Raw genomic sequence first — 16,613 nt, forward strand, 5'->3', positions numbered from 1 at the left:
TCTATGTCATTGTTGTCGCTCGCTTTGCCAGTCGATTGCGAGTCGGCGGATACCATCATCCCGGTTCGGAGGAAATGTGAACAAGACCTACGACTTCATCATCGCCGGCGGCGGATCCGCGGCCTCGGTCGCCGCCATGCGGCTGGTACGGGACTTTGGATTTTCGGTCCTCATCATCGAGCGCGGACCGCGCGAGACCGCAAGGCTGATGTCCTTTCCAGCCGGCTACATGAAATATCTCGCCCGCGACGATTTCCTCGAAATGCATCATACCGTGCCGCAAGCGCAGCTCGGCGGCCGTGGGCCGATCGTACCGGTTGCACGAGCGCTCGGCGGTGGCAGTGCGGTCAATGCCATGGTCTATATGCGCGGCCAAAAGGAAGATTACGACAGCTGGGCCGCCTATCTCGGCAACGGAACCGAATGGTCCTACGCGGACATGCTGCCGCATTTCAAAGGCATTGAAGCCAATAGCCGCTTCAACAATGAATTCCACGGCATTTCCGGCAATCTGCGTGTTTCCGAACCGCGCCATATCTCCGACACGACCGAGGATTTCATCCTCGCCGCACAGGGGCTCGGCCACCCCTATAATCCTGATTTCAACGGTGCCAGACAGAACGGCGTCGGCATCATGCAGCACACCTTTGCCAAATGGGGTCGCCGCACGGAACGGTCGGATGCCAAGAAGGCTTTCCTCGACCCGCTCTTGGGAGACAGCCGTCTCGACATCATCACCGAAGCGCGCGTCGACCGCCTCATCGTCAGGAATGGCCGCGCGGTCGGCATCGCCTATACGCGGGGTGGCGAGACGCGCGAAGCCATGGCTGAACGCGAGGTGCTGGTTGCCACGGGAACTTATAATAGTGCCAAGCTGCTAATGCTGTCAGGCATCGGCCCTGCCGATCATCTGCGCGAACACGGCATCGCTGTCATCGCCGATCTGCCCGGCGTCGGCGCCAATCTGCAGGATCATCACGAAGTTCCCGTCATCGCCACCACGAAGGGCAAGTCCGGCTACTTCGGCGAAGACAAAGGCTGGCCGATGATCCGCAACGGGCTGCAATATCTGCTCTTCGATTCCGGGCCGGTGACGACCACAGGTATCGAGTCCTGCCTCTTCTACGATCCGGACGGCGGTGATCGACCGACGATCCAGCTCTATTGCGCGCCGATCGTCTATCTCGATCGTGACGTCTCCTCGGCTAAACCGACCTGGGGCGTGACCTTTACCTCCTGCCTGCTGCGGCCGAAGGCGCGCGGCAGCGTGAAGCTACGCTCGGCCGACCCTGCCGACCAGCCGCTCGTCGACTGCAATTTCTTCGGCGATCCCGATGATCTGCGCCTGACGCTCGCATCCCTGAAGACGGCGCGGCGGCTTCTGGAAACGGAACCCTTCCGTTCGAAGATTGCGATGGAAATCCTGCCGGGGAAAACGCTGCAAGACGAGGAAGCGCTGACGAAATTCGCTGGCCAGACGGTGAAGACGAACTACCATCCTTCCGGCAGCCTGCGCATGGGGCCGGATAACGATCCGATGGCAGTCGTCGATGGCTCGCTGAAGGTTCGTGGGCTCGACGGGTTGCGGGTGATCGATTGCTCGATCATTCCCTTCATTCCATCGGGCAACACCAACGCGCCAGCCATGGCAATCGGCTCCAAGGCGGCTGAGATGATCGGTAACGATTAACGGCAGAACTTCAGCCATTGAACGCCGCTTATTTTGACGCTATATAACGTCAGTATAAACGGCATAGAGATGGATCATGGGCCTCGCACAATATGCAGATGACGGGCTGTTTGCACCGCGCAAGATCGCTGATGCCTTCCGCACGACGAGCGAGGAGATTGCCCGCACCGCCGGTCTCGGCAAGGATGCGATCCAGCGCAAGGACCGCCTCCGCTCCGACAAGACGCAGAAGCGCCTGCGCGAAATGATTGAAGTCGTCAACAAGGTCGAATCCCGCTTCGGTTCGGCGCTGATGGCCTATGCCTGGTATCGTTCCGAGCCCTTATCGGGCTTTTCAGGCCAGACTGCCATGCAGCTGGTTCGCGACGGACGGGCGGAGGACGTTCTCGATTATATCGATGCGATCGATGCCGGCGTCCACGCCTGATCCCCGATAATGCGCTACGAAGGGAAGCTCTATCGGGCGCTGAACCCGATCTATGCACGCCAGCCACTTTCCGGCCGGGGCGCCGAACTCTATGGCGGACGATTTAATCCAAAGGGAATGCCGGCACTTTATACGTCGCTATCCGTGCTGACGGCGCTCAGGGAAGCCAATCAGGTCGGCAGCCTGCAGCCAACCACCCTTGTCTCCTACGAGGCCGATATCGAGCGCGTCTTTGACACAAGGGACGAGGTCGCTCTTCAGGCGCTCGGCATGGATGCCGAAACGATTACCGCAGCAAGCTGGCGCGACGAGATGAAGGAAAAAGGGGAAGCAAGGACCCAGAACTTCGCACGTCGGCTCGTATCCGATGGCTATCATGGCCTCTTGGTCAGAAGTTTTGCTCCCGCGGCCAGACGCGACGATCTCAATCTCGTGCTTTGGCGATGGAGCGACACGCTCCCCTTCCGTCTAGCCCTAATCGACGACGAAGGCAGGTTATCCTGAACCATCAGGATCAGCGCCGGCGTATCGGGCAGCGCTGATCCTATTCGTGTGCCTCAGGCCGCGCGCACCTTGCTCGGCCGTGCCCATTCCGGCAGCCAGTCGCCATGGGTGGCGAGCAACTCATCCACCAGCGACCAGATCTGATCGAGGTCGAGCTCGGCAGCCGTATGCGGATCCATCATCGCAGCATGATAGATATGTTCCGGATTTTCCGTCATCAGTGCCTGAACCGTCAGTTCCTGGACATTGATATTGGTGCGGATCAGCGCTGTCAGCTGCGGCGGCAGGTCGCCGATATAGGTTGGCTGGATGCCGGAGGCATCGACCAGGCAGGGCACTTCGGCAGCGCAATTGGCCGGCAGCGAGGTGATGCAGCCATTATTGCGGACGTTGCCGTAGATAACCGAGGGTTCGCCGGTCCAGACCGAATTGATGATCGAGGAGGCATATTCCTTCGATTCATTGACCTCGATCTTGTCGGCCGAGCGATAAGTTTCAGCCTGGCCCTTCCAGCGAGCGATCTGCTCGATGCAGCGTTTCGGATATTCATCGAGCGGAATGCCGAATTTCTCGATGAGGTCCTCGCGACCTTCCTTGATGAAGTAAGGTGTGTATTCGGCGAAATGCTCCGAGCTTTCGGTGACGAAATAGCCGAGACGCGTCAGCATCTCGTAACGCACCTTGTTGGGGCAGCGCGGGTTCCAGCCGGGCTTCGGCGCACGTCCCTCGCGATAGGCGCGTACGAGATCCGGATAGAGGTTCTTGTAGGAACCATCCGGCTGACGATGCTCGAACTTCAGGTAGAAGGCCATGTGGTTGATGCCGGCCGAGCGGTAGCGGATTTCGTCATAGGGGATGTCGAGATCATGGGCGAGCTCCATTGCCGTGCCCTGCACGGAATGGCAAAGGCCAACCTGCTTGATGTCAGGATATTTCTCGGCGATCGCCCAGGTGTTGATCGCCATCGGGTTTACATATTGCAGCATGATGGCGTTGGGGCAGACGGCGCGAATATCTTCGCAGATCTTCCAGAGATGCGGCACGGTCCGCAGGCCACGCATGATGCCGCCGACGCCGAGCGTGTCGGCAATCGTCTGGCGCAAGCCGTATTTCTTCGGCACTTCGAAATCGGTCACCGTGCAGGGCTCGTAACCGCCGATCTGGAAGGCGACGACCACGAAATCGGCGCCCGACAGAGCCTTGCGCTGATCGCCGTAGGTCTCGGCCCTCGCCTTCACACCAAGTGTCGAAATCAGCTTGTTGACGACGATGGCGCTTTCTTCCAACCGCTGCGGGTTGATGTCCATGAGCGCGATCGTAGCCCCCGACAGCGCCGGACGCTGCAGGATGTCGCCGACGATGTTTTTCATGAAAACGGTGGAGCCAGCTCCGATGAACGCTATTCTGGGATTTGCCATATGAACCTCCGGCATTCTGAAATCAGGCTACCTCGAAAGCGGCTTTGACGAGCCGTTCGGTGTAGGGTGTCTTGGGATTGGAAAGGACTTCGTTGACGGGTCCCTCTTCCATGATCTTGCCGTGCTGCATGACGATGACACGGTGGCAGAGGGCACGCACGACCTTCAGGTCATGCGAAATGAAAAGGTAGCTCAGACCCCGCTCGTCCTGCAGCTTGCGCAGGAGTTCTATGATCTGCGCCTGGACGGAGAGATCGAGCGCCGAGGTCGGCTCGTCGAGCAGGATGAATTCCGGCTCCAGTGCGATCGCCCGCGCAATAGCGATGCGCTGGCGCTGCCCACCGGAAAATTCATGCGGGAAACGAGAAAGGATGTTGCCCGGCATGCCAGCGGAGACCAGAGCTTCGCGAACCCTGTCCAGACGTTCGCCCTTGTTGGCGCCGAGCTTATTGACGACCAGCCCTTCCTCGATGATCTGGCCGATGGTCATGCGCGGATTGAGCGACGAGAACGGGTCCTGGAAGACGACCTGCATGCGCGAGCGCAAGGGACGCATTTCCGCCCGTGACTTGCCGTGGATTGGCTGGCGGTCGAAATAGATCTCGCCATTGTCCGTGTCATTGAGCCTGAGAATAGCCTGACCGAAGGTCGTCTTGCCCGAACCGGATTCACCGACGAGGCCCAGCGTCTCGTGCCGCCGCAGCGTGAGATTGAGACTGTCGACGGCGACCAGTTCGCGCAGCTCCGGTCTGAAAAAGCCGCCATGGCGCAGCATGAAGGAGACGCGCACGCCGCGGGCGTCGAGAATGATATCCGATCCCTCCGGCAGCGGGTTGGCCTGGCCACGCGGCTCTGATCCCAGAAGATGCTTGGTATAGGGATGTTGCGGATTGGCGAAGAGCTGCTCGGTTATATTGTGCTCGCGCATCTCGCCATGCTGCATCACATAGACATAGTCGGAGAACTTGCGCACGACCGTCAGGTCGTGGGTAATCAGGATCACAGCCATCCGCAATTCCGTCTGCAGATTGCGGATGAGATTGAGGATCTGCGCCTGGACGGTCACGTCGAGCGCCGTCGTCGGTTCGTCGGCGATCAGGACGTCGGGGTCGTTGGCAAGCGCCATGGCGATCATCACGCGCTGGCGCTGACCGCCCGAGAGCTGATGCGGATATTGCCGCAGGCGCGCTTCGGGATCGGGGATCTGCACCTGCTTCAAAAGCTCCAGCGCCTTAGCGTCGGCCTGTCTGCGGCTCATCTTGCGGTGGACGCGGATCGCTTCGACGATTTGGCTGCCGATCGTATAGATCGGGTTCAGCGAGCTCATCGGCTCCTGGAAGATCATCGAAATCCGGTCGCCGCGCAGCCTGCGGCGGGCCTTCTCCGAAAATTTCAGGATATTGGCGCCATCATACTCGACGCTCGCGCGCGGCGAGATGACCGCACGCTTGGACAGCAGCCCCATGACGGTACGTGCCGTCACCGACTTGCCAGAGCCAGACTCGCCGACGATGGCAATCGTTTCGCCGCGGTATAGCTGAAAGGAAATGTCCTTCACGGCTTCGACGGTGCCATGCTCGACCTTGAAATTCACGCCGATATTGCGCGCGTCGATGATCGGGCTCTCCTTGCGGCCATCATGATCGTGACGGACGGGCGGGGCGAAGGAACTAACGAGAGCAAGGGCCATCTTCATCACCTCAATAGGGATCGACCGCATCACGCAGACCGTCGCCCAGCGCATTGAACGCAAAGACGGTGATCAGCACGAAAGCGACAGGAGCGAGAATCCAGGGATAGGTTCCGATGACCGAATAATTGGCCGTATCCTGCAGCATCAAACCCCAGGAAATCAGCGGCGGCTTTACGGCGAAGCCGAGGAAGCCGAGGAAGGATTCGAGCAGCACGACGCTTGGAATATGGATGGTGACGGCGACGATCACGTGGCTCATCACATTCGGGAAAATATGCTGGAAGATGATGCGCCGGTCGGTCGCGCCGACCGCCATTGCCGCCCGCACATATTCGATACGCGCCAGCGCCAGCGTCTTGCCGCGCACCTCGCGCGACATCTGCGCCCAGCCGAGCGCCGACATGACGAAGATCACGAAGGCGAGAAAGACGTTGGTCGGCGCGGTGATCGGGATCAGCGATGTCAGCGCCAGATAAAGCGGCAGCTGCGGGAAAGCGAGTACCAGCTCGACGAAACGCTGCACCCAGACATCGAAGGCGCCGCCGTAATAGCCCGAGACCATGCCGACCGTCGTGCCGACGACAGTGACGATGAAGACTACCGTCAGTGCGATCATCAGCGAGATGCGCGAGCCGATGATGGCGCGCGACAGCACGTCACGACCGAACTTGTCGGTGCCGAGGAAATGCACCGGCTGGCCATCCACCGTGCCGAAGAAATGACGATTGGCCGGGATGAGACCGAGCAGATTGTAGTCCGAACCCTTGACGAAGAAGCCGAGCAGACGCGGATTGTCGTAATCCACTCCGACGACCGGCTGGAAGGTAACCGGATCGAGCTCTTCGGAATCCGCCAGCGCATAGACGCGCGGCCAGACGAGACTGCCTTCCTTGTCATGGATGCTGATGAGCTGCGGCGGCGCAAAGCCGACATCGGTCGCCTTCGGGTCCATCGGCGCAAAGAAATCAGCAAAGACAGCCATGATGATTAAGAGGCCAACGAGGATCAGGCCGATCATGCCGGTCCAGGAGCGCCGCAGCCGGCGCCAGACCAGCGCCATATAGCTCTCATTGCCATGGTGGGTATTCTTGACCGCTTCTTCATGCGGTGGCGGCGGGGAAGAGTCGAAGGCAAACATATCAGGCTCCTCCATATTGACGGACCCGCGGATCGAGCATGGCAAGCAGCATGTCGGCGATGATGTTGCCGACGATCAGCGTGGCCGACAGCACCAGCATGAAAGTCGCTGTGACATAGACGTCGCCGATCGCCATCGAGCCGACGATTGCCGGCCCGACAGTCGGCAAGGCGAAGATGATCGCGGTTTCGATCTCGCCGGTCAGCATGTAGGGAAGCACGACGCCCTGATACATGACGAGCGGATGCAACGCGTTTGGAACGGCGTGACGCATGACGACGGCGCCGCCCGAAAGCCCCTTGGCGCGCGCTGTCTCAACATATTGAGCATTGAGCGTGTCGAGCAGATTGCCGCGCATGACGCGCATGTTGTAGGCGAGCCCGCCGAAAGTGGCGATCGCGACGACCGGCCAGACATGGCTGACGAGATCCATAAATTTGCCCCAGGACCACGGCGCCCCGCCATACTGCGGCGAGAAGAAGCTGCCGATTTCCGTGACGTTGAACTGGAAGACCAGCAGATAGACGATGATCAGCGCCATCAGGAAGCGCGGCACCGTCATGCCGAGGAAAGAGATGCCGGAGAGCAGGCTGTCGATCCAGCTATATTGGCGGGTCGCCGCCCAGATGCCGAAGGTGATGCCGAGGATGGACGCAAAAATGTGGCAGACCAGCGCTAAGGCCAGCGTGCGGGGCAGGCGCTCGCCGACCACGTCAGCAACCGGCTTGTTGTAGAACATGCTGTAGCCGAAATCGCCTTTGGTCACGATTCCCGTGATCCAGTTGACGTACTGGACGACCATCGGCTTATCGAGGCCATGTTCGATGCGGTAGGCCTGAGCCTGGGCATCGGCTTGCGCGAAGGAAGCTCCGCCCTGATTGATCAACTGCGAACGGATATAGTCGGCATAGTCTCCGGGCGGCGCCTGGATGATGGCAAAGGTCACCACACTCAGGATGAAGAGGACGGGGATCGCCGAGGCGATGCGCATGAGCAGGAATCGTAGCATCAGACGGTTCGCTTCTCCTTGCCGCCAGTCGCTCGTCTCAGCGCGGCCGGCTTGTTGATTCTGACCGGCCGCGCGCAGCACGCGCGACCGGAAGCTCTTGTCGTTCGGGAGGGAGCTCCTCGAACATCTCCATTTTTCTTCGAGCCATGGAGATGCTCGATCTCTTTGTTTTTATGCAATCCCAGACGCAAAACCGCTGCGCACTTTTGCTGGGAATTGCTCTTAGTTTATTGGACCCTTGTCTCCAGGCTTGCCGGGAAGCTGTTGAGGGAAGAGTTCGTACTTGCCCTGCTTGTCGGCAGCCACCCACAGACGCTCGCGGATGACGGAATCCTCGGCCCAGTTGAACATCATGATCGGCGTACCCGCGGGAATGTTCGAGAAGCGCTTGTTGATGATCAGCGCGCCTGGATATTCCGTCAGTCCGACGGTATCCACATGTTCGGTGGCCGTCTTCTGATACTGCTTCATGAGTGCCACGCGTTCGTCATTGTCCTGGCTCGTGCGGAACTTGTTGACGATGTCGGCGAGCTCCTTTTCATAAGGCAGGAGGTCGAGCTGATTATCCTTGCCGGCACGGTGGTGCCAGCTGGTGCGTGGGCCGACAGCGGCAAGCTGTTCGGTGTTCTGCACCACGGAGGCGAGCTCGGTCGTGTTGCGCTGGATCAGCCAGTCGAACTGGCCGGCATAATGCGCGCTATCGCGCTTGGGACCAGCAAGAGCATTGATGATGATCTTGATCCCGAGCTTCTCCATCTGACCGACGACGCCTTCGGCAAGGCTCTTGTCGGTGGTATAGTCGTTGTTGACGAGGAGCACGATCTCGACGTTCTTGCCATCAGCTGTTCCGGCCGGGAAGTTCACGAAGCCATCGCCATCCGTATCCTTCAGACCGACCTTGGCGAGCAGCGACTTGGCGCCCTTTAGATCGAAGGGATAGTAGACGGTCGAGTTGCGATCATAGAAGCTCGTGCCGGAGGAAAGCCCGCCTGCATAGATCGCCGTAAACGGTCCCTTGACAAGGGAGTCGCCGATCGCCTTGCGGTCAACCGCCATGGTCACGGCCTTGCGGAAGTCCTCGTTGCGGTCGAGTTCGCGGATCGCCTGACTGCGGGCATCAGGATCACCCCAGCCGTTGGCCGAAAGGTTCATGCGAAGATTATAGCCGATGAGGCGCGGGCCGAAGGCGAGACGCGCCGGAGCGGTCTTTTCGGCGGCACGCTTCAACGAGGCCACGAAGTTTTCCGGCTGCTCGAGGTTCGAGAAGTCGGCAGAACCGGCAACGGCCTGCACGTCACGGTCGGCCCAGGTCGAGAGCTTGTAGTGCAGCTCGTTGAGATAAGGGAGCTGATTGCCCTTCTCGTCGACCTTCCAGTAGTAGGGGTTGCGGCGCATGACGATGATATCGTCAGGCCGGTATTCGACGGGCACCCAGGCGCCCATGACCGGCATGTTCATGTATTCCGGCGGGAAAGCGTTCTTGAACTGATCGTAGGTGTTCTTCGAATATTTCGGGTGCTGGGGCTTCAGAATATGCGACGGACCCGGGCAGAAGTTCGGATAGGCCATCGTATAGAGGTACTGCTTCGGGAAGGCTTCCTTGAAGGTCCATTCGACTGTGTAGTCGTCGATCTTCGTGAGCGTCGTTCCCTCGCCGAAGGCTTCCGGCGATGCGCCGCCGCCGAGTGGCGAAACGTTCGGATCGATGACTTCGTCTTCCCAATAGAACATGAGGTCATCGGCATTGAAGGGCGCGCCGTCGGACCACTTGGCGCCTTCGATCAGATGCATGGTCAGCTTGTGACCGTCCTGCGACCATTCCCAACCCTTGGCGAGGTTCGGCAGCGGCTCGGTATCCTTTGCTTCCACCTGGAAGAGCGGCGCCGTGCGTGTCAGGCATTCGGAGAGGCCGATATCGATGCCACCCCAGCCCTGCGTCTGGCCGGCGCCATAATTCCAGCCTTCCGGCCGACCGCCGATGACATGGCGCATCACGTCGCCATAGCCGCCGATACCGTCAGGCATGTTTTCGGTCTTGAAGACCAGCGGCTCCTTGGGCAGGCGATCCTTGACCGCCGGCAGCTTGCCGCTGTCGACGAAATTCTTCGTGACCCAGTCCGGCTCGTGATATTCCGGCAGCGCCTTGAACTCCAGGATGGAGTCGCGGGATACATATTTAATCTTGCCTTCCGCCGGGAAAGCCGGCGGTGCCGGCGGCACTGTCGGCTCGGACGCATAGGCATTCAGGGCCGCGACTGAAACGCCAAGCGCCAGTCCTGCCAGGATGCCGATCTTACGGAAATTCGTCATCGTCTCTCCCTCTTGTTCCGGAGCGCTTGTACGCGTCTCCGCTTCTCCTCAAACGACAATGAAGGAAGCTTGTGTGCGGGCGACCTTCCTCCCGAAGAGCCGCCGCAGCCTCCCTCATCCTGATTTTAGACGGCCTGCTTCAGCGCCGCCTTTTCAACACGAAGCTCCTCGATTGAGCGGACATTGCGGCGCGCGGCCCCTTCCCACTCTCTCGTTTTGACCTTGGAATTGGCGAGCCGCTCCTTGGCGGCTGGCACGGCATGCGCATATTGCGGCAGCCAGCGGGCCTGGGCAACGACCATCTCGTCGACCATCTGCCAGACCTCTTCCGGCGTCGAGACGGCACCGACCAGCGGATCGTGCAGCACGGCGAGCTTCAGGAGATCGATATCCCCGGAAATCGCTGCATGCACCGACATGCGTTGGACATTGATCGACGAGATACAGGTCGCAGCACAGGCTTCCGGAATGGTGATGCCGGAGACCATGTTGATGCCGAAGCGATCGACGAAGCCGGGCGACTCGATGATGGCATCGGATGGCAGGTTGGCGATAACGCCTGTATTCTTGACGTTGAAGTGACCGCGATAGACGCGACCGGTTTCCAGCGCCTCGAGAATGTGGCTCGCGTGCTCGTTGGAGCGCTTGGCCGGATCGATCGGCTTTTCGGCCGAAGCGAGGAATTGCGGGAATTCGGTCTCGAACCAGTTGCGGGTCTCGGTCGAGTGACGCAGATAGCCGCCAGTTTCGCCGTGGATCCAGTCGGACATGTCGATCCAGCGGGTAATTTCCTCCGGCCGCTTGCGGTACCAGGGCAGGTATTCGGAGAGATGGCCGTTGCTCTCGGTCGAATAGACGCCGAAACGTTTCAGCACGTCGATGCGCAGCTTCTCTTGTTGCGAATAGACGGGATGGGCCTCGAAGGCGGCGATCAGCTCGTCCTTGCCGATCTTGCGGCCGTTGAGACGCAGATCGACGAACCAGGTCTGATGATTGATGCCCGAGCAGATGTAGTCGAGTTCGCTCTGCGACTTGGCGCCGAGCACTTCGGCAATCTGTTCGGCGCCATGCTGGACCCCGTGGCAGAGGCCGACCGTATCGACCTTTCCGTATTCGATAGCCGCCCAGGTGTTCATCGCCATCGGGTTGGCATAGTTCAGGAACTTCGCACCTGGTGCAGCGACCTCACGGATATCCTTGCAGAAGTCGAGAATGACGGGGATGTTGCGCTGGCCGTAGAGAATGCCGCCGGCGCAGATCGTATCGCCGACACACTGGTCGATGCCGTATTTCAGGGGAATTCTGATATCATCGGCATAGGCTTCTAGGCCGCCGACACGTACGCAGCTGATGACATAACGCGCGCCTTCCAGCGCCTTGCGACGATCTGTCGTCGCCGTCACCTTCGTCGGCAGCTTGTTTGCCTCGACGATCTTGTCGAGAATTGCCTTGATCATCTGGAGGTTATGTTCGCTGAGGTCGGTCAGCGCGAATTCAATGTCCTTGAATTCCGGCACACAGAGAATGTCCGTGAACAGCTTTTTGGTGAAGCCGACGCTGCCTGCTCCGATAATAGCGATTTTGAAACTCATATCCTTCACCTCGTTCCGATCAAATGCTAGGTAGAAAGACAGCTAAGGAGGGCCAGGCGGCGTGCTTGCGCATACCGTCTGAAAATACCGGAAAATGGTGCCTGTATTCCTCCCGGCCGTTCTTTCGACCGCGATCTCTTCCTCTTGTGGAAAAGGATTATGCGCATATTCGCAGGAGCGGCCAGAGAAGGATTATGCTTTCGAGGGTAATTTTGTGCTGCAGGATTTGATCGCCAACGGCCAGTCGATGAGAACCGTTTCGCTGCCGCGCGGACGCCAGCGCCTGCATGCGATGCCGACAAGCGCCGGTTACGAGGTGCGTGAAAACGAGACCTATGATTGGGATGGCAGAAAGCGCGGCCTGACGCCCTTCACGGTGCTGCAGCATACGATCAGCGGCACCGGCCGCCTACGCTACCAGAATCGCAACTACAAGCTCCAGAGCGGAGACACGATGATGGTGCTCGTGCCGCACAATCATCGCTACTGGCTGGAAAAGGGAGAGCGCTGGGAATATTTCTGGATCTCAATGAATGGCGAAGAAACGCTGCGCATCCACAAGATGGTGCTGGCCCTGGCGGGCCCGGTCTTTAAGCTACAGCAATCGACCATCGATCATCTGGCGGACTGCAGCCTGCGCCTCGTCAAAGGTGCAAACACGCCAGGTTCAGCCTCGGCGGTCGCCTATGAAGCCGCTATGGCGCTCTATGATGACATCTTCGGTGCTTCCGCCTCCATGGCCGAACAAAGCGCCATGCAACCGGTGACCGACCATATCAACGCCAATCTGGAAAAACCGCTGCCGGTCAGCGAGCTTGCAGCGATCGTGGGCCTCAGCCGCGCCCATTTCTCGCGCAGCTTTGCCGAAAGCGAAGGCGTGCCGCCCGCCGAATATGTCCTGCAGCAGCGCCTGCAGCGCGCCGCAAAATTATTGACCAAGGCGGATTTCCTGCCGGTCAAAGAAGTCTCGATCATGTGCGGCTTCGAGGATGCAAACTATTTCGCCAAGGTCTTCCGGCGCGTCTACGGCATCACGCCGACCGAATTTCGCACGACCGGCATGTATGCGAGCATCAGCCGCGGCCGGTAAGAGATCGGTTGAAGATAGAATGTATCCGGCGACAGACCCAGTCACCATGACCGGTCACGGAAGAGATCGCACCGATCCGACCGTCCCGAAATTTTGTGATGCCGGCAGCTTGCTCTCAAGACACTGACCGTCTTGCCGCCCGGCAGCAACTCGCTAAGCTGTTGCTCTGCGCTTACGGGAGGTGGGCTTTGGCAGCTGGAGGTTACTCATGCACGAGCAGGTCGTGAGCGTTGCAAGTTACGGCGCCGAGCCGGGTTTGCGTTTTGCCGTGCTTCTTGACGGCAACGGCGGCTGTCGCACCCTTGATATGGAAGCAGTGCGTCGGTGGACGCCGGATGACGGCGTCGTCTGGTTGCATTTCGAGCGGGATCATCCGGCCGCTGCCGAATGGGTCACGACGAGAGGCGGCTTCGATCCGCTGGTCGCCGACGCCTTGCTGCAGGAGGAGTCACGCCCGCGCGTCGAAAATATCGATGACGAACTCATGATTATTCTTCGCGGCGTCTGTGCTGCGCCGCCGGAAGAAGCGAAAGCCGGGCCTGCCGAAATCGATCTCGTTCCCCTTCATATATGGGCCGACGAACGCAGGCTGGTGACCCTGCGCGACAGCGGCCACTATATAACTGCCTTGCGCGATATTCGCCTTGCCCTGGACAAAGGCAAGGGCCCAAAACAGACGGGCGAACTTCTTGCTCTCGTCAGCGAAAAGCTGGTCCGCGACCTCGAGCCGGTGCTCGACACGATGGACGAAGAGGTCGACGAGCTGGATGAATTGATCTTTCACGGCGAAGCGAGCGAAGTACGCGAGCGGCTGAAGCAGCTTCGCCGCCGCTCCGTTCAGCTTCGCCGCTACCTTGCCCCTCAGCGCGACGCCTTGAACCGTATCGAACATGACGACGCGCCGTGGCTGAAGGAGCGTGATAAGCTGCGTTTCCGCGAGGTCATCGACAAGCTGATGCGCTTCATCGAATATCTCGACGCCATCCGTGACCGTACCGGCATTCTTCATGACGACCTGTCCACGGTCATCAGTGAGCGCATTGCCCGCAATTCCAATCGTCTCGCCGCACTCGCTGCCCTGCTGCTGCCGCCGAGCGTCGTGGCCGGTCTTTTCGGTATGAATGTCGGCGGCATCCCCGGTGTCAACGACACCTGGGCTTTCATCATCATCGTTGCCTTCGTCGCGATCATATCGGTTGCGACGCTGATGATCCTCAAGCGGATCAACTGGCTTTAAGTGGCTGGAGGCAAAGATCCAACGTCCGCCCTTCCGGACGGCTTCAACACAAGGCGATCATCGTATGAGCGTAATGGATCGCTCAAATCCCTGCGTACCACTCATAGCCGCGGTCTTCCCAGAAACCGCCATTGCCGCCCCACAGACCGGCAAAGCTGTCGACGATCTCAATGCGCATGATGTATTTGGCCTGCTTGTAGCCGAGTTGCCGTTCGACCCGCAGACGCAGGGGCGCGCCATGTCCGACGGACAGATCCTTCCCGTTCATTTCATAGGCAAGGATGGTCTGCGGATGGAACGCGTCGATGAGGTCGATGCTCTCATAGTAGCGGCCACTTCCATCGAGTGTCTTCTCCAACTCGTCGGCGCAGTGAAAGACAGCAAATCGCGCGTTGGGCCTCAGTCCTGCCGAGCTTAAGACAGCCCCAAGCGGTACGCCCGTCCACTTCCCGATCGCGCTCCACCCCTCGACACAGTCGTGACGGGTGATCTGAGTGCGAGCCGGAAGCCTCTTAAGGTCGCTAAGGGACAATTCCTGGGGCCGATCGACGAGACCGTCGATCTTCAATCGCCAGTTCGCGAATTTGCCTTCGACGAGTTCGGCATAGTCCTCACTATCCGGCGCGCTCGTGCCGTTCACCCTGAAAGACGGAGAAATATCCGTCTCGGCAAATTCGCGGGCGAGAGCATCGCGCCCCTGCAGCAGCCTTTGTGCCTTCATCGTCAGATTTTCGGCCGAGCGGATAACGCTGCCCACAGCCGTATTCTGTTCCAGTATGTCGCAGCCGGCGAGGGTGAGTGCGGAGGCGCCGAGCGTGCTGCCGATCAGGAAACGCCTGCGGGTAAGGAAGCTACGCGTCATGAATGCGGACCTTTCTCTCTGATGGCATAGCGACCCGTGATCATCGAGCGCATGTTGTTCCAGGTTCCCGACAGCACGACCATCGCCACATGCATGAGCACGAAGAGAACGAGAAGCGTTGCGGTCATGAAGTGGATCGTGCGCGCCGACTGACGCCCACCGAAAATATCCACCAGGGCCGGCACGATGGCATCGAAGCCGGGGGACATTGTCAGGCCCGTCAGCAGCATCGTCGGCAGCAGGACGATGATCACGGCGAGGTAGGTGAGCTTTTGGAGCACGTTATAGTGCCTTGCTTGTTCCCCTTCCGGGAAGCGCAGACGCGCGTGGTCGAGAATTTCGTGCCACAGATGACGCGGGGAAAGGTCCCTGCGCGTCGGGGCCAGGTCACGTCGAAAATGGCCGGTCAGGACGCTGAAGCCGAGGTAGAAAATGCCGTTGACGAGAAATAGCCAGGCAAAGAAGAAGTGCCAGCGGCGGCCGGTTGCGAGATCCTGAAACGACGGGATCGTCGCCCAGGCCGGAAACGCCCGCGGCGTTGGATCTCCCTCAAAGGTCGAGACGCCAAGAACACCGGTCGTCGGCACTTCGACACCAGCGATCCGGACGAAACCGCGCATATCCTCGCCCTGTCCGCTCGAGCCGATCGTCAGGACAGATGGATCTCCGTCTGCACCATAGTGGCCCCAGTAAAGTTCGGGATGAGCGTTGAAAATCTGCAATCCGCTCAAGAGCAGGACACTCAGGCAGATCACGTTCAGCCAATGCGCCAGCCGCGTGACCAGCGAATGACGATGGATCATCAGGGTCCGGGGATACTGCATATTGTCGTTGTCGGGACTGTCGCTCATGGATGCGGCCCTCCGGTCAGCTGGATTGTTGCTTGTTGCAATGAACAGCGGGATGCCGCCGGTCGGCCAATGGGCGGAAGCTGACCGGCGGCGACGTGCTCACATAGGAGGCACCACGCCATTCTTGCCAACGATAACGCGATGCGCGACTGTCCCGCTCGAAGCCTTCTCGGCCGGGATGAACACGACCGCTCCTGCGACCAGGTCCTCCTTGGTTGCCGGGGCGATGGTCACGACCGGCGTACCGTCCGGAATGGAGATCTTCTTTTCCTTGCCATGGTAGGACACGGTAACGGTCCTCCCGTCGACGTCCTTGACCGAATCGGCGACGGTGGCATTGGTCATGCTGCTGTTCGGCTTGAGGTCCCAGCCGAAGCTTCCCTCGCCGGCTCCCCTGAGTGCAGGTGGAAAGATCAGAACTTCAAGAGCGCCGTCTCCACCCTGCTCCTTCGGCAGGGAGGCGATGCCCACATAGTCTCCGGGCTTAATATCGGAGACCTTCGCGTTGGCGACACTGGCGACCTGCCAGTCGTCGGCAAGAGCGACGTCAACGGTTTCTCCCTCGCGCGTCTTCACCTTCAAGGTAGAACCGGCGAGGTTGACAACACTGCCCCGGATGTTGAGTACGGCCTTTTTTTCTTCGGCCTGGGCAGACGCCGGCGAAACAAGCGTTACTGGCACGCCAGCCAAGCCGGCGACCATGATGACTGGAAGAAGTCTGCGCAACATTTGAGGTTCCTTACCTACTAGTTGGGAGTTTCGACGACGCTGTTTTACCATGCATTTTTCCCA

14 protein-coding genes are annotated in these 16,613 nt (G+C 59.6%); 5 read left to right on the forward strand and 9 right to left on the reverse strand.

The features are described 5' to 3' along the window. Window positions 1-76 precede the first annotated feature (76 nt). The 3 genes from ACR9ZQ_RS37915 to ACR9ZQ_RS37925 all read left to right on the forward strand — a co-directional run bounded on the left by ACR9ZQ_RS37915 (window position 77) and on the right by ACR9ZQ_RS37925 (window position 2,621). Complete coding sequence (locus tag ACR9ZQ_RS37915; RefSeq protein ID WP_310382253.1) at window positions 77-1,690, forward strand: GMC family oxidoreductase; 1,614 nt, start codon at window positions 77-79, stop codon at window positions 1,688-1,690. Between the two features lie 76 nt (window positions 1,691-1,766). Next, window positions 1,767-2,117: an MbcA/ParS/Xre antitoxin family protein gene (locus ACR9ZQ_RS37920; protein WP_310382252.1), complete on the forward strand. Its 351-nt coding sequence runs from the start codon at window positions 1,767-1,769 to the stop codon at window positions 2,115-2,117. A gap of 9 nt (window positions 2,118-2,126) precedes the next feature. Then, the gene (locus tag ACR9ZQ_RS37925) at window positions 2,127-2,621 is read left to right on the forward strand and encodes an RES family NAD+ phosphorylase (protein ID WP_310382251.1); all 495 of its coding nucleotides are present in this window, start codon (window positions 2,127-2,129) and stop codon (window positions 2,619-2,621) included. 53 nt (window positions 2,622-2,674) lie between these two features. Here ACR9ZQ_RS37925 and melA (ACR9ZQ_RS37930) read toward each other — a convergent pair whose 3' ends face one another. From melA (ACR9ZQ_RS37930) to melA (ACR9ZQ_RS37955), 6 genes are all read right to left on the reverse strand, one after another. After that, complete coding sequence (gene melA, locus ACR9ZQ_RS37930) at window positions 2,675-4,039, reverse strand: alpha-galactosidase (RefSeq protein ID WP_481430406.1); 1,365 nt, start codon at window positions 4,037-4,039, stop codon at window positions 2,675-2,677. 22 nt (window positions 4,040-4,061) lie between these two features. Then, window positions 4,062-5,729, reverse strand: a complete 1,668-nt coding sequence (locus ACR9ZQ_RS37935) for an ABC transporter ATP-binding protein (RefSeq protein WP_481430407.1) — start codon at window positions 5,727-5,729, stop codon at window positions 4,062-4,064. 10 nt (window positions 5,730-5,739) lie between these two features. Beyond that, the gene (locus ACR9ZQ_RS37940) at window positions 5,740-6,870 is read right to left on the reverse strand and encodes an ABC transporter permease (protein ID WP_113323996.1); all 1,131 of its coding nucleotides are present in this window, start codon (window positions 6,868-6,870) and stop codon (window positions 5,740-5,742) included. A 1-nt stretch (window position 6,871) separates the two neighbouring features. Continuing rightward, window positions 6,872-7,879 (reverse strand): ABC transporter permease, encoded by a 1,008-nt coding sequence (locus tag ACR9ZQ_RS37945; protein WP_481430408.1) that lies wholly within the window; start codon window positions 7,877-7,879, stop codon window positions 6,872-6,874. Window positions 7,880-8,101: 222 nt separating this feature from the next. Continuing rightward, on the reverse strand, window positions 8,102-10,189 hold the full coding sequence (locus tag ACR9ZQ_RS37950) for an ABC transporter substrate-binding protein (RefSeq protein ID WP_481430409.1): 2,088 nt from the start codon (window positions 10,187-10,189) through the stop codon (window positions 8,102-8,104). Window positions 10,190-10,314: 125 nt separating this feature from the next. Further along, a complete protein-coding gene (gene melA, locus ACR9ZQ_RS37955) occupies window positions 10,315-11,781 on the reverse strand; it encodes an alpha-galactosidase (protein ID WP_481430410.1) in 1,467 nt (488 codons plus the stop codon). Between the two features lie 214 nt (window positions 11,782-11,995). On the opposite strand from melA (ACR9ZQ_RS37955), the gene ACR9ZQ_RS37960 reads away from it, so the two are divergent. Next, window positions 11,996-12,871 carry an AraC family ligand binding domain-containing protein gene (locus ACR9ZQ_RS37960; RefSeq protein WP_481430411.1) on the forward strand — a complete coding sequence of 292 codons (876 nt, stop codon included), beginning with the start codon at window positions 11,996-11,998 and terminating at the stop codon, window positions 12,869-12,871. Window positions 12,872-13,079: 208 nt separating this feature from the next. Beyond that, window positions 13,080-14,108, forward strand: coding sequence for a CorA family divalent cation transporter (locus tag ACR9ZQ_RS37965; protein WP_481430412.1), 1,029 nt, complete (start codon window positions 13,080-13,082; stop codon window positions 14,106-14,108). A gap of 82 nt (window positions 14,109-14,190) precedes the next feature. Here ACR9ZQ_RS37965 and ACR9ZQ_RS37970 read toward each other — a convergent pair whose 3' ends face one another. The 3 genes from ACR9ZQ_RS37970 to ACR9ZQ_RS37980 all read right to left on the reverse strand — a co-directional run bounded on the left by ACR9ZQ_RS37970 (window position 14,191) and on the right by ACR9ZQ_RS37980 (window position 16,523). Then, window positions 14,191-14,970, reverse strand: coding sequence for a molybdopterin-binding protein (locus ACR9ZQ_RS37970; protein WP_481430413.1), 780 nt, complete (start codon window positions 14,968-14,970; stop codon window positions 14,191-14,193). Further along, window positions 14,967-15,821, reverse strand: coding sequence for a cytochrome b/b6 domain-containing protein (locus tag ACR9ZQ_RS37975; RefSeq protein WP_481430414.1), 855 nt, complete (start codon window positions 15,819-15,821; stop codon window positions 14,967-14,969). Before ACR9ZQ_RS37975 ends, ACR9ZQ_RS37970 begins: the two co-directional genes overlap by 4 nt. Window positions 15,822-15,920: 99 nt before the next feature. After that, complete coding sequence (locus ACR9ZQ_RS37980) at window positions 15,921-16,523, reverse strand: hypothetical protein (protein ID WP_481430992.1); 603 nt, start codon at window positions 16,521-16,523, stop codon at window positions 15,921-15,923. Between the last annotated feature and the right edge of the window lie 90 nt (window positions 16,524-16,613).

The organism is Rhizobium sp. KNZ14-9A (assembly GCF_056755015.1).